Raw genomic sequence first — 13496 nt, forward strand, 5'->3', positions numbered from 1 at the left:
CTGCTCGACAAGGTGGTCGCCGAGATGAAGGCGCGCATCTCCGCGCGCGCCCACAAGGAGACCCAGCGCCGCAAGAACGCGCTCGAGTCGTCGTCGCTGCCCGCGAAGCTCGTCGACTGCCGCACGAACGACGTCGCCGCCTCCGAACTGTTCATCGTCGAGGGCAACTCGGCCCTCGGCACCGCGAAGGAGGCGCGCACCAGCGAGTACCAGGCACTGCTTCCCATCCGCGGGAAGATCCTGAACACGCAGAAGGCATCGATCAGCGACATGCTCTCGAACGCCGAGTGCGCTTCGATCATCCAGGTTATCGGCGCGGGCTCGGGGCGCTCGTTCGATCTCGAGCAGGCGCGCTATGGCAAGGTCATCCTCATGAGCGACGCCGACGTCGACGGCGCGCACATCCGCACGCTGCTGCTCACCCTGTTCTTCCGCTACATGCGTCCGCTCGTCGAGGCGGGCCGCGTCTACGCCGCTGTTCCTCCGCTGCATCGGGTGATCGTCGTGAACCCCGGCTCGAAGCCGAACGAGACGATCTACACCTACTCCGAGCAGGAGCTGCACGCCCTGCTCGCGAAGCTGCAGAAGGCGGGTCGCCGCTGGCAGGAGCCCATCCAGCGTTACAAGGGTCTCGGCGAGATGGATGCCGAGCAGCTCGCGACCACGACGATGGATCGCGCGGGGCGCACCCTGCGTCGAGTGACCTTCTCCGACGCGGAGGCCGCGGCCACCGTCTTCGAGCTGCTCATGGGCAACGAGGTCGCACCGCGCCGCGAGTTCATCGTGACCTCGAGCGACCGACTGGCGCGCGACCGCATCGACGCCTGACCGGCGACACGCTCGGAGTCTCGCCGCCGGCACGTCTTACGGCGGCCCGAATCTCGAGTGGACGCCGCACCTCGCCCGGCTACGCGAGGGCGGTGCCGACGGCGCCGATGACGGCATCGATCGTCTGGCCCGAGGCATCCCGTTTCGCCCCGGAGGCCGGCAGCGCCCGCGTCGAGCCGTCCGCACCCACGGCGCGCGGCTCGACGCCGACCCAGGCGAGCGTCAGGGCGTCCTCGCCACGCAGGAACCGCTGCGCGCGAACACCGCCGGTGGCGCGACCCTTGGGCGGGAACTCCGCGAACGCCGACACCTTGCCGCTGCCCGCGTCTGCCCCGGCCAGCACGGAGGAGCTTCCCGCGACGGTCACGACCTCGGCGGCGTCCGGATCGGTCACGACGGCCACGTGGATGACCTCGGCGCCGTCGGACAGACGGATGCCCGCCATGCCACCCGCGGCGCGACCCTGTGGTCGCACGGCCGACGCCTCGAACCTCAGGAGCTGGGCGTCGCTCGCGACGAACACGATTTCGGCTTCGTCGGGCGCGACGGCCGCTCCGACGACCTCGTCGCTGGGTTTCAGAGCGATGATCTCGGCGTCGTGCTTGCCCGGGGCGAGTTCGGTGGCCGACACACGCTTCACGACTCCCTGACGGGTGCCGAGCGCGATCGGCGGCTCCGCGACGAGAGGCACGAGGGCGACGACGTGCTCGCCCTTCTCCAGCGCCAGGTACTGGTCGACGCGGGTGCCGACGGCGAGCTGCACCGAGTTGGCGGGCACCGACGGAAGGTCGACGGGGGAGAGCCGCACGAGCCGCCCGCGCGTCGTCACCGCACCGATCTCGCCCCGCACCGTGGTCGTCACCACCGAGCGCACCGCGTCGTGCTTCGACCGGCGCGCAGGCGGCACGATCGCGCCGTCTTCGCCGAGCTCGGCGCGCACCATGCGGCCGGTGGCCGACAGGTAGACGCGGCACGGGTCGTCGGCGATCTCCAGGCTCGGCGCGGTCGCACGCGACGCGGTACGCGCGGTGACCGGAGAGCCGTTCATGAGCAGCGTGCGCCGCGGCGTGCCGTACTGCTCGGCGACGTGCTCGAGCTCGCTCGCCACCGCCGCGCGCAGCAGCACGTCACTGCCGAGCAGCTCCTCGAGGCTCGCGATCTCAGCCTTCAGCTCGTCGCGCTCCGACTCCAGCTCGATGCGCGAGAACCGTGTAAGCCGGCGCAGCCGCAGTTCGAGGATGTACTCCGCCTGCACCTCGGACAGGTCGAACACCGTCATCAGCCGCCCGCGCGCCGACTCCGAGTCATCCGAGGTGCGGATCACCTGGATGACCTCGTCGATGTCGAGGATCGCGATGAGCAAGCCCTCAACGAGGTGCAGCCGGTCCCGGCGCTTGGCAAGACGGTATTCGCTGCGCCGCGTGATGACGCGCAGGCGATGATCGAGGTAGACCCGCAGCAGCGGCTTGAGGCCGAGCGTCTGCGGCTGGCCGTCGACGAGGGCCACGTTGTTGATGCCGAACGAGTCCTCGAGGGGCGTGAGCCGGTAGAGCTGCTCGAGCACAGCGGTCGGCTTGAAGCCGGTCTTGATGCCGATCACGATGCGCAGCGGGTGCTCACGGTCGGTCAGGTCGGTGACATCGGAGATGCCGGTCAGCTTCTTCGCGTTGACGGCGTCCTTGATCTTCTCGATGACGCGCTCAGGGCCGACCATGTACGGGAGCTCGGTGACGATGAGGCCGGTGCGGCGCGGGCCGAGCTGTTCGACCGTGACCTTGCCTCTCGTGCGGAACGTGCCGCGGCCGGTCGTGTAGGCGTCCTTGATGCCGTCGAGCCCGACGATGATCCCGCCCGACGGAAGGTCGGGGCCAGGGACGAACTCCATCAGCTCCTCAACGGATGCCTCGGGGTTCTCGAGCAGATGCACCGCGGCGGCCACGACCTCGATGAGGTTGTGGGGCGCCATGTTCGTCGCCATGCCGACGGCGATGCCTGCGGCGCCGTTGACGAGGAGGTTCGGGAAGGCAGCCGGCAGCACCTCGGGCTGTTGGAACTGCCCGTCGTAGTTCGGCACGAAATCGACGACGTCCTCGTCGAGGTCGGCGGTGAGGGCGAGTGCCGACGGCGCGAGCCGCGCCTCCGTGTAGCGCGGGGCGGCGGGACCGTCGTCAAGGGAGCCGAAGTTGCCGTGGCCGTCGACGAGCGGCACGCGCAGCGTGAAGGGCTGCGCGAGTCGCACGAGTGCGTCGTAGATCGGCGCGTCGCCGTGAGGGTGCAGCTTTCCCATGACCTCACCGACGACGCGGGCACTCTTGACGTGGCCTCGGTCGGGGCGCAGCCCCATGTCGGCCATCTGGAAGAGGATGCGGCGCTGCACGGGCTTCAGCCCGTCGCGCGCATCGGGGAGCGCCCGGGAGTAGATGACCGAATAGGCGTACTCCAGGAAGGAGCCTTGCATCTCGGTCGACAGGTCGACGTCGTCGATGCGCTCCTCTGCGGGCGGCGTGGAGGGGTTTCGGGTGCTGGCCATGACGTTCTGCCTCGTGTCGCGGGGCGGGGCGTGCGCGTGTGCGAGACTGACCCCGATGCGCTCCAGCCTACCGACCGACCCCGCCGGAGCCCGGAGCCTCACCGGCGTCGTGTCGAACGCGTTGCGGGCGATCCGCGGCGAGGAGGGCTGGTTCCGTCCGGCGCCGAGCGTGATCGTGCTCCTCGTCGACGGGCTCGGCGCGCTCAACCTGCGCCAGCGTGCGGGGCACGCTCGATTCCTCGCGGAAGCGATGGGCAAGAAGGATGTCGCACGGTCGGTCTTCCCGTCGACGACCGCGGCCGCTCTCGCCTCCCTCTGGACGGGAGTCACGCCGGGGGAGCACGGCATCCTCGGATACCGCGTGCGGGTGCCCGACACCGGCATCGTCGCCAACCAGCTCAATGGCTGGGAGCGCGGCGAGCTCGACACCGAATCCTGGCCGCTGGCGCGCTCGCTCACCACGACACTCCGTGCACGCGAGCGTCTCGTGGTCTGCTCGCGTCCGGAGTACGCGACATCCGGCTTCACGACCGCGATGTTCCCGCACGGCATCCATCGCGACGCCGCCGGCCTCGACGACCGCGTCGAGAAGGCGATCGAGGCCGCCGCCGTGCCCGGAACCCTCGTCTACCTCTACGCACCCGAACTCGACACCGCCGGTCACCGCGCCGGATGGGAGTCCGATGAGTGGGCGGCGGTGCTCGAACAGATCGACCGAGCCGCGAGGCGGCTTCACACGGCATCCGATGCCGGCATCGTGGTCACCGCCGACCATGGCATGGTCGATGTGCCGGCGCACCGCCAGATCATCGTCGACGACGCGGCGCTGCGCGATGACGTGACGGATGTCGCGGGCGAGCCCCGCATGCTGCACCTTTACGCGCGCGAACGGTCTGCCGCGCGACTGGTCGAGGCGTGGCGCGCGGCGGAGGGGGAGCGAGCCTGGGTGCTGAGCCGCGACGAGGCGATCGACGCCGGACTCTTCGGTGCCCGCGTCGCTCCCGAGGCGGCGAAACGCATCGGAGACGTGATCGTCGCCGCGCGCAGCGGTGTCGCGTACTACGACGGGCGCACCGACGACATCAGCAGTCGCCGCATGGTCGGACAGCACGGATCACTCACCGAGCAGGAGCGCATCGTCCCGCTCATCGGGCTGGCCGCCTGGAGCTGAGGTCAGCTCTCGTCGGTGCGGGCGCCGAAGACGATCTCATCCCACGACGGCATCGAAGTGCGACCTTTGCGCCGCTGCGCATCGCTCCCGCCGGGTGGGCTCGTCGGCAGTGCGGGCGTCTCCACGGGCGCCGGAGCCTCGTCGTACCCCGGCTCGACCGCGTCGAACAGGGCGACCGGTGCGGCCGCGCCGCGGGGGACCTCGGCGATGACATCGGGCGCGTCGGGCCGCTGGCCGCGACGACGACGCAGCGCCTCGAGGAGGTCGGCCGTCTCGGATGAGGTGACGGATGCCTCGGGCGCCCGCTTGATCGCCGCGTGCTGAACGGCGGGGCTCGACTGCGGTGGCGCGACAGGAGTGTGGTCGAGCGGCTCGACCTCGTGCGCATCCTCCGGCTCGAGGTCCGGGAGTGCGCGAGGTCCGAATGCGCCGCTGTCGAACCGTGAATCGTCCTTGATGCCCGGGATCTCGAGCGCGCGCAACCGCGGAATCAGACCGTCCGGCAGAGACCCCTGACGTGAGAGCTGTGTCGCATCGGCGTTGATCGGGGAGAGCACGGAACGTTTCGGATCGAAACTCCAGCGCGCGTCCCGCTCGACCTCGGTGATCGAGAACGAGAGCTTCACCGTCCAGCCGCTGTCGTCCTTCCAGCTGGACCACCGCTCGCCCACGGCGTGCGCCTCCACCAGCTTCGCGCGGACCGCGTCGCCGAAGGTGGTCGGTGTGTCGGAGTCGAAGTCGCTCGTGAGCAGCACCGGAACGGAGAGCGCCTGCCCGACGACGAACTCACGCTCTGCGAGCACCGGTGCCTCGAAACGCACCACATCGTCGACGGAGAGGCCGAGCACCGCGGCGGTCTCCTCGGCGGATAGCCCGGCACGGATCTGCGCCTGGATGTCACGGGGGCTTGCCTTCGTGCGGGATCCGGCGCTGGAACGGTCGGCGCGACGCAACTGGGTGCGCAGCACCTCGTCCACCGGGACACCGAAGCGCTCACCCGTCTCCGTGGCGAGCACCAGCACATCATCCTCGACGCCGATGACTCTGAGCTTTTCCATGCGGGACACGCCTCCGATCTGCCGTGTTCCGCCATGGTTCCACACCGCGACCGGACCGCTCGGAATATCGCCCGCGTGGCGGGCGTTTCGACGATGCACGCCTCAGCGGAACGCATTTGCGTTTGTGTTCCGCGTCATGCAAACTATCGCCGCCGCGCGCCGCGCGGCACGCAGCATCTGGAAGTAGAGACACGGACGAATGGCCACGGATTACGACGCCCCGCGCAAGACCGACGACGACAGCGAGTCGATCGAGGCCCTCAAGGAGCGTGTGCCGGACAAGCTCTCCGGCTCGGGCGATTCCGAAGACACCGACAACCCGTCGGGCTTCGAGCTCCCGGGCGCGGACCTCTCCGACCTCGAGCTCGACGTCGTCGTGCTCCCGCCCCAGGAGGACGAGTTCACGTGCGTGAGCTGCTTCTTGGTGAAGCACCGCTCGCAGCTCGACCACGAAGAGGGCATCGGCCCTATCTGCGCGGAGTGCGCCGCGTGAGCTGAGCGGCCGCGACGGCGGCCGCGAGACGATCCGGCGTGCGGGACGCGATGACCCACGCCGGCGTCGGATCGTCCGGATCCACGACCGGGAACACGACCACGGCATCGATCCCGCCACGGAACAGGTGCCAGGCGTCACGGGGCAGACCCGGACCCCGCACGCGCCGCGCCTCTTCGCCGGTGAACACCACCGCATCGCCGAGATGAATGACGTCGATGCGAGCGCGCCCGGCATGGAGCACGCCGTCGGCGACTCGAACGCTCGGCGACGCCGCGAGCAGCAGAGCGACGATGAGGCATCCGACGATCACGCCGACCGCGAGCGAGAACGTCGCGTCGATCGGCACGACCACGAGCGCCGCCATGGGTGCACAGACCGCGGAGGCGACGAGCGCCCACAGTGACGGCGAGAGCCGCTCACGGTACGAACCGGATGCGACGCTCCTCGAGAGCTGGGTGATCTGCATTAGCCTCTTTGCGTGACCGAAAGCGTTGACGTCCCCATTATCGCGCCGACGATCCCGCAGTACGCCCACCCGGGCGACGCCGGCGCAGATCTCGTCGCCGCGGAGGCGGTCATCCTCGGCCCGGGCGAGCGCGCCCTCGTCGGCACCGGTGTGCGCATCGCGCTGCCCGACGGGTACGCCGCGTTCGTCGTCCCGCGCAGCGGGCTGGCGGCGAAGCACGGCATCACCGTCGTGAATGCACCGGGCACGGTCGATGCGGGCTACCGCGGTGAGATCAAGGTCACCCTGTTGAACACCGACCTTCACGCGACGTACGAGGTCGCCGTCGGCGACCGCATCGCGCAGCTCATCGTCCTGCCCGTTCCGCGTGCGCGCTTCGTGCCGGTCGACGAGCTGCCCGGCAGTGTGCGCGGCGAAGGCGGATTCGGTTCGACGGGCTATCAGAGCACGGAAGGAGCTCCCTCGTGAGCGACATCGTCCCCTCCTTCGGCGACAAGTCCGCCCCCGAGACCCGCGCGGAGGCCGGGCCCTACGACGAGAGCGAGGCGAACCCGGTTCGCCCCTACATCGACCTCGGCGCGATCAAGGTGCTCCCGCGCGAAGGTCTGAACCTGCGCCTCGAGGTCGAGGAGCAGTCGAAGCAGATCGTCGCCGTGGGACTGGACTACGCCGACTCGACGCTGCAGGTGCAGGCCTTCGCCGCCCCGCGCAGCGGTGGGCTCTGGGATGAGACCCGCGCCCAGCTGCTCGAGCAGGTGCGGCAGCAGGGCGGCCGGGCGGAAGAGCGTGAGGGCGCCCTCGGCACCGAGCTCCTCGCCGAGGTGCCCACCGCGGTCGACGGCGGCGCGCCGATCAAACGACTGGCCCGCTTCGTCGGAGTCGACGGCCCGCGCTGGTTCCTGCGCGGTGTCATCGGCGGCGCCGCGGCCAACGACCCGATCGCCGCCGAGCGGGTCGAGGATCTCTTCCGATCCCTCGTCATCGTGCGCGGCAGCCAGCCCATGCCGCCGCGCGACCTCATCCCGCTGAAGATGCCGGTCGCGCCGGGCGCCGCGTGAGCGTCGAACCCCCCGCCCCCGACGAGGCCCGTCCGTCCACGTCGGACGCACTGGCCCGCGCCCTCGGATCCGCCGCGCGCCGCGCCGGGCTCGATCCGTCCGCGCAGACCAGTGCCCGACACGTCGCGTGGGCGGCGATGGGCGGCTGGCGCGGCATCATCGAGTCCGTCCTTCCGAGCCTGGTCTTCGTGGTGCTGTTCACCGTCACCCTCGACAGCGGCACCGGCCGCGGCGACCTCCTTCTCTCCCTCGGCGCGTCGGTCGGGCTCGCGGCGGTGTTCTCGGTGGTGAGGCTCGTCCAGCGCTCGCCCGCGAGCGCCGCCCTGGGCGGACTCGTGGCGACGGCCGCCGCGGCCGCGCTCGCGCTCCTCACCGGGCGCGGTCAGGACAACTTCATCCTCGGCTTCGTCACGAACGGCGCCTACGGCCTCGCCCTCCTCGTCTCGGCGCTCGTCGGCTGGCCGCTGATCGGTCTGGCCGTCGGATGGCTCATGGGGGATGCCACGGGCTGGCGCCGCGATCGTCGAAAGCGCCGCGCGTTCGTCTGGATCACGCTGGCGTGGGCAACCCTCTTCGCCGTCCGCCTCGCCGTGCAACTGCCGTTCTACTTCGCCGGCGACGTCCCGGCGCTCGGCACCCTGAAGATCGCCATGGGACTTCCGCTGTTCGCGCCGCTGGTGGTGGTGACGTGGCTCGTGGCACGCGCCCTCTATCCGACCGCGCGGCGCGCCGCGGCATCCGATGCCGAATCAGGTCAGGAGTGATACTTTTATCTTGATATCAAGATAAATTCCGTCTTCCACCTGAGTTAGGCAAGCCTTGCTAGCCACCCCCGGAACCGGGCGGGAAGATGGGAACGGCGGCGCTCACTGCCGCCCGAATGCCGACGAAGGAGACGATCGTGTCCACGGTTGACAGCTTCGGTGCCAAGAGCACCCTGACGGTCGGCAGCACCGACTACGAGATCTTCCGCATCGACGCGGTCGCGGGCTACGACAAGCTCCCGTTCAGTCTCAAGGTGCTGCTGGAGAACCTGCTCCGCACGGAAGACGGCGCGAACGTCACCAAGGAGCAGATCGAGGCGCTTGGCTCCTGGGACCCGCAAGCCGAGCCCGACACCGAGATCCAGTTCACTCCCGCCCGCGTGGTCATGCAGGACTTCACGGGCGTGCCCTGCATCGTCGACCTCGCCACCATGCGCGAGGCCGTGACCGCCCTCGGCGGCGACCCCAAGCGCATCAACCCGCTCTCGCCCGCCGAGATGGTCATCGACCACTCGGTCATCGCCGACCTGTTCGGCAGCGAGAACGCCCTCGAACGCAACGTCGAGATCGAGTACGAGCGCAACGGGGAGCGCTACCAGTTCCTCCGCTGGGGTCAGACCGCGTTCGACGACTTCAAGGTCGTGCCCCCGGGAACCGGCATCGTGCACCAGGTGAACATCGAGCACCTCGCCAAGGTCGTCTACGACCGCACCGTCGGAGGCGCGCTGCGCGCTTACCCCGACACCTGCGTCGGCACCGACTCGCACACGACGATGGTCAACGGCCTCGGCGTGCTCGGCTGGGGCGTCGGCGGCATCGAGGCCGAGGCCGCCATGCTCGGCCAGCCCGTCTCGATGCTCATCCCGCGCGTCGTCGGCTTCAAGCTGACCGGCGAGATCCCCGCCGGCGTCACCGCGACCGACGTGGTGCTCACGATCACCGATCTGCTGCGCAAGCACGGCGTCGTCGGCAAGTTCGTCGAGTTCTACGGAGCCGGCGTCGCCTCTGTGCCGCTCGCCAACCGCGCCACTATCGGCAACATGAGCCCAGAGTTCGGCTCGACCGCCGCGATCTTCCCGATCGACGACGTCACCCTCGACTACCTGCGCCTCACCGGCCGCAGCGAGCAGGCTGTCGCGCTGGTCGAGCAGTACGCGAAGACCCAGTCGCTCTGGCACGACGCCGCGAACGAGCCCCAGTACAGCGAGTACCTCGAGCTCGACCTCGCCACGGTCGTGCCCTCGATCGCCGGACCGAAGCGCCCGCAGGACCGCATCCTGCTCGCCGAGGCCAAGTCGCAGTTCGAGAAGGACATCCTCAACTACGCCACTCCCGCCACGAGCGACTCGATCGTCGACCTCGAGTCGGCCGGATCATTCCCCGCCTCCGATGCGGGCGTCGTGCCCGGCGACGAGCACACCCACACCGGCGAGGTGCTCATCTCGAGCGGCGGGCCGGCCGCGGCATCCAAGCCCGTCAAGGTGACGCCGCCCCACGGCGCGTCGTACATCCTCGACAACGGCGCGGTCACGCTCGCGGCGATCACCTCGTGCACCAACACGTCGAACCCCTCGGTCATGGTCGCGGCGGGCCTCCTGGCGCGCAACGCCCTCGCCAAGGGCCTGAAGCGCAAGCCGTGGGTGAAGACCACGCTCGGCCCGGGCTCGAAGGTCGTCACCGACTACTACGAGAAGTCCGGCCTCGACAAGGACCTCGAGGGCCTCGGCTTCTTCACGGTCGGCTACGGCTGCACGATCTGCATCGGCAACTCCGGTCCCCTCATCGAGGAGGTCTCGGCGGCGATCAACGAGAACGACCTCGCCGTGACCGCGGTGCTCTCGGGCAACCGCAACTTCGAGGGCCGCATCAGCCCCGACGTGAAGATGAACTACCTCGCCTCGCCGCCCCTCGTCGTCGCGTACTCGCTCGCGGGCACGATGAACTTCGACTTCGAGACCGACGCGCTCGGCACCGACACCGACGGCAACGACGTCTTCCTGAAGGACATCTGGCCCGACACCGCCGACGTGCAGTCGATCATCGACTCGTCGATCTCCCGCGACCAGTTCATCAACCAGTACGCCACCGTCTTCGACGGCGACGAGCGCTGGAAGAGCCTGCCGACCCCGAGCGGTCCGGTCTTCGAGTGGGATGCCGACTCGACCTACGTGCGCAAGGCGCCGTACTTCGACGGCATGACCATGGACCTCACCCCCGTCTCCGACATCACCGGCGCACGCGTCATGGCGACCCTCGGCGACTCCGTCACGACCGACCACATCAGCCCGGCCGGCAACATCAAGGCGGGCACGCCCGCCGCACAGTACCTGACCGAGCACGGCGTCGCGCAGAAGGACTTCAACTCCTACGGCTCGCGCCGCGGGAACCACGAGGTCATGATCCGCGGCACCTTCGCGAACATCCGTCTGAAGAACGAGCTCACCGCGGCTGTCAACGACGGCGCGGTCGTCGAGGGCGGCTACACCCGCGACTTCACCCAGGTCGACGGACCGCAGTCCTACATCTACGACGCGTCGCAGAACTACCAGGAGCAGGGCACCCCGCTCGTCGTGTTCGGCGGCAAGGAGTACGGTTCGGGCTCGTCCCGCGACTGGGCCGCCAAGGGCACGCGCCTGCTCGGCGTGAAGGCGGTCATCACCGAGAGCTTCGAGCGCATCCACCGTTCGAACCTGATCGGCATGGGCGTCGTCCCGCTGCAGTTCCCGGCCGGCGAGAGCTGGAAGTCCCTCGGCCTCGACGGCACCGAGATCATCTCGATCACGGGCCTCGAGCAGCTCAACGAGGGCGTCACTCCGAAGACGGTGCGCGTCGTCGCCGAGCCGAGCGAGTTCTCGGCCGACGGCAAGCAGACCGTGGAGTTCGACGCGGTCGTGCGAATCGACACCCCCGGTGAGGCCGACTACTACCGCAACGGCGGCATCCTGCAGTACGTTCTGCGCTCGCTCGTCTGAGCGCTCACGCCGTCGGGGCCTCGGAGCGATCCGGGGCCCCGACGGCGTTTCCGCCGGTGCGCGTCAAGCCCCCTGTCGGGTCTGTGCACGCGGATACACTGAACCGATCGGCGCTGTCCGCGTCGCCCGAACGAGAGGACGGAATGGCACTCCTTCCGACGATCACCGGTCCCCGCGACCTCGATCGACTCTCGCCCGAACAGCTCACGGAACTCGCATCGGAGATCCGCACGTTCCTCATCGAGAACGTCGCCCGCACGGGCGGTCACCTCGGCCCGAACCTCGGCGTGGTGGAACTGACGATCGCCATGCACCGAGTGTTCCGCTCGCCCGATGACCCGTTCATCTTCGACACCGGGCACCAGTCCTATGTGCACAAGATCCTGACGGGTCGTCAGGACTTCTCCGGTCTCCGCTCGCGCGACGGCCTCGCCGGCTATCCGCAGCGCTCCGAGAGCCCCCACGACGTCGTCGAGTCGTCCCACGCGTCGTCCTCGCTCAGCTGGGCGGACGGCATCTCGCGTGCGCTCAGCCGCACCGGTCGACGCGATCATCACGTGGTCGCCGTCGTCGGCGACGGCTCGCTGACCGGCGGGATGACGTGGGAGGCGCTCAACAACATCTCCGACGACAACGATCGCAACCTCGTCATCATCGTCAACGACAACGGTCGCTCCTACGCTCCGACGATCGGCGGCATGGCCCGATACCTGAACCGCGTGCGGGCGGCGGGTGCCTATCGCACGCTGCGTACGTCGTCGGACTCGCTGTTCCGGGCCCTCGGCCCGTGGGCGAGAGCCGTCTACCGCGGTGTGCGGGGCGGAACGCACGGCTTCCTCTCCCGTTTCGTGAACAACGAATCGCTGTACTCGAACCTCGACATCAAGTACTTCGGGCCGATCGACGGCCACGACATCCCGACCCTCCTCGAGACGCTCGAACTCGCGAAGCGCTACCAGGCGCCCGTGATCGTCCATGTGATCACCGAGAAGGGCCGCGGATATGCTCCGGCGCTCGAGGACGAGGCGGATCAGTTCCACGCGGTCGGCAAGATCGACCCCGCGACGGGGGAGACGCTCGGCTCGGGCGGGGGAACGGCCTGGACGAGCGTGTTCGCCGACGAACTGGTGACGGTCGGGGAGCAGCGTCCCGACGTGATCGCGGTCACGGCCGCGATGCTGCGGCCCACGGGCCTGAAGCCCTTCGCCGACCGGTTCCCCGGCCGGGTGTACGACGTGGGCATCGCCGAGCAGCACGCGGTCGCGTCGGCCGCCGGCCTCGCCTATGGCGGCCTGCACCCCGTCGTGGCCATCTACGCGACGTTCATGAACCGCGCCTTCGACCAGGTGATGATGGATGTTGCCCTCCACCGTGCGGGCGTGACCTTCGTGCTCGATCGGGCCGGCGTCACCGGACCCGACGGCCCCAGCCATCACGGCATCTGGGATCTCGCGATGCTGCAGATCGTGCCGGGAATCCGCATTGCGGCGCCACGCGATGCGGCCCGCCTGCGCGAGCTGCTGCACGAGGCTGTGGCCGTCGAGGATGCACCGACGGTCGTGCGGTTCCCCCGTGGCAACGTGGGGGACGAGCTTCCCGCGATCGAGCGGCGGTCCGACGGCACCGACGTGCTCGCGCGCAACGACCAGCAGGACGTGCTCATCGTCGGCATCGGGCCGATGGCGCAGGTGGCCGTCGACGTGGCCCACCGCCTGCACTCGCAGGGCATCGGCGCGACCGTCATCGACCCGCGCTGGGCGGTGCCGGTTGCGCCGTCGGTCGTCGAGCTCGCCGCACAGCACCGCATCGTCATCACGATCGAGGACGGCATCCGTGTCGGCGGCGTGGGCACCCGCATCCGTCAGGTGCTGCGGGAGGCCGGCATCGACACGGCCGTCGATGAACTCGGCGTTCCGGACGAGTTCATCTCGCACGCGAGCCGCGAGCAGATCCTCGAGGACGCCGGTCTCGTCGCCCCGAAGATCGCCCACGACGTCGTCGCGCAGGTGCTCGGCACACGGGTGCCGAAGGCTCGCGCCTCGGAGGACGCGGGGGAGTGGACCGCCGCCGATGCCGCCCCCGAGGACGCCGGCCGCCGCGCGGACGACTGAGCCGTACGCGACGGCCGATCGCACGAAGGAGGGGCCCGTCCG

At 69.6% G+C, this 13496-nt stretch carries 11 protein-coding genes; 8 read left to right on the forward strand and 3 right to left on the reverse strand.

Annotated elements, in window-relative coordinates; all coding sequences use genetic code 11:
• Positions 1 to 828, forward strand: an 828-nt coding sequence (locus ABT08_RS04085; protein ID WP_288114063.1) for a toprim domain-containing protein, incomplete at its 5' end; no start/stop codon positions are given.
• A 79-nt stretch (positions 829 to 907) separates the two neighbouring features.
• Here the strand turns inward: ABT08_RS04085 and ABT08_RS04090 are convergent.
• Positions 908 to 3358 (reverse strand): DNA gyrase/topoisomerase IV subunit A, encoded by a 2451-nt coding sequence (locus ABT08_RS04090; RefSeq protein ID WP_288114064.1) that lies wholly within the window; start codon positions 3356 to 3358, stop codon positions 908 to 910.
• 55 nt (positions 3359 to 3413) lie between these two features.
• Between ABT08_RS04090 and ABT08_RS04095 the strand changes: the two genes are divergently transcribed.
• Positions 3414 to 4529, forward strand: a complete 1116-nt coding sequence (locus ABT08_RS04095; RefSeq protein WP_056209209.1) for an alkaline phosphatase family protein — start codon at positions 3414 to 3416, stop codon at positions 4527 to 4529.
• Positions 4530 to 4531: 2 nt separating this feature from the next.
• Here the strand turns inward: ABT08_RS04095 and sepH are convergent, their stop codons facing one another.
• Positions 4532 to 5587, reverse strand: coding sequence for a septation protein SepH (sepH, locus tag ABT08_RS04100; protein ID WP_045248041.1), 1056 nt, complete (start codon positions 5585 to 5587; stop codon positions 4532 to 4534).
• A gap of 199 nt (positions 5588 to 5786) precedes the next feature.
• Here sepH and ABT08_RS04105 point away from each other — a divergent pair, with 199 nt between their 5' ends.
• Positions 5787 to 6080 (forward strand): DUF4193 domain-containing protein, encoded by a 294-nt coding sequence (locus tag ABT08_RS04105; protein ID WP_045248042.1) that lies wholly within the window; start codon positions 5787 to 5789, stop codon positions 6078 to 6080.
• On the opposite strand, the gene ABT08_RS04110 is transcribed toward ABT08_RS04105, so the two are convergent.
• Positions 6055 to 6549: a DUF3093 family protein gene (locus ABT08_RS04110; RefSeq protein WP_045248043.1), complete on the reverse strand. Its 495-nt coding sequence runs from the start codon at positions 6547 to 6549 to the stop codon at positions 6055 to 6057. The two genes, ABT08_RS04105 and ABT08_RS04110, sit on opposite strands and share 26 nt — an antisense overlap.
• A gap of 12 nt (positions 6550 to 6561) precedes the next feature.
• Here ABT08_RS04110 and dut point away from each other — a divergent pair, with 12 nt between their 5' ends.
• From dut to dxs, 5 genes are all read left to right on the forward strand, one after another.
• Entirely contained in the window at positions 6562 to 7017 is a 456-nt protein-coding gene (dut, locus tag ABT08_RS04115) for a dUTP diphosphatase (protein WP_056208872.1), read from the forward strand.
• On the forward strand, positions 7014 to 7607 hold the full coding sequence (locus ABT08_RS04120; protein ID WP_045248045.1) for a DUF3710 domain-containing protein: 594 nt from the start codon (positions 7014 to 7016) through the stop codon (positions 7605 to 7607). The genes dut and ABT08_RS04120 overlap by 4 nt, the downstream gene beginning before the upstream one ends.
• A complete protein-coding gene (locus ABT08_RS04125; protein WP_045248046.1) occupies positions 7604 to 8371 on the forward strand; it encodes a DUF3159 domain-containing protein in 768 nt (255 codons plus the stop codon). Before ABT08_RS04120 ends, ABT08_RS04125 begins: the two co-directional genes overlap by 4 nt.
• A gap of 137 nt (positions 8372 to 8508) precedes the next feature.
• Positions 8509 to 11343, forward strand: a complete 2835-nt coding sequence (locus ABT08_RS04130) for an aconitate hydratase (RefSeq protein ID WP_056518621.1) — start codon at positions 8509 to 8511, stop codon at positions 11341 to 11343.
• Positions 11344 to 11486: 143 nt separating this feature from the next.
• Positions 11487 to 13454, forward strand: a complete 1968-nt coding sequence (gene dxs / locus ABT08_RS04135) for a 1-deoxy-D-xylulose-5-phosphate synthase (protein ID WP_056208875.1) — start codon at positions 11487 to 11489, stop codon at positions 13452 to 13454.
• Positions 13455 to 13496 lie beyond the last annotated feature (42 nt).

The sequence above is a fragment of the Microbacterium sp. SCN 71-21 genome, assembly GCF_001725695.1.
In the GTDB taxonomy this organism is placed as follows: Bacteria; Actinomycetota; Actinomycetes; order Actinomycetales; family Microbacteriaceae; genus Microbacterium; species Microbacterium ginsengisoli.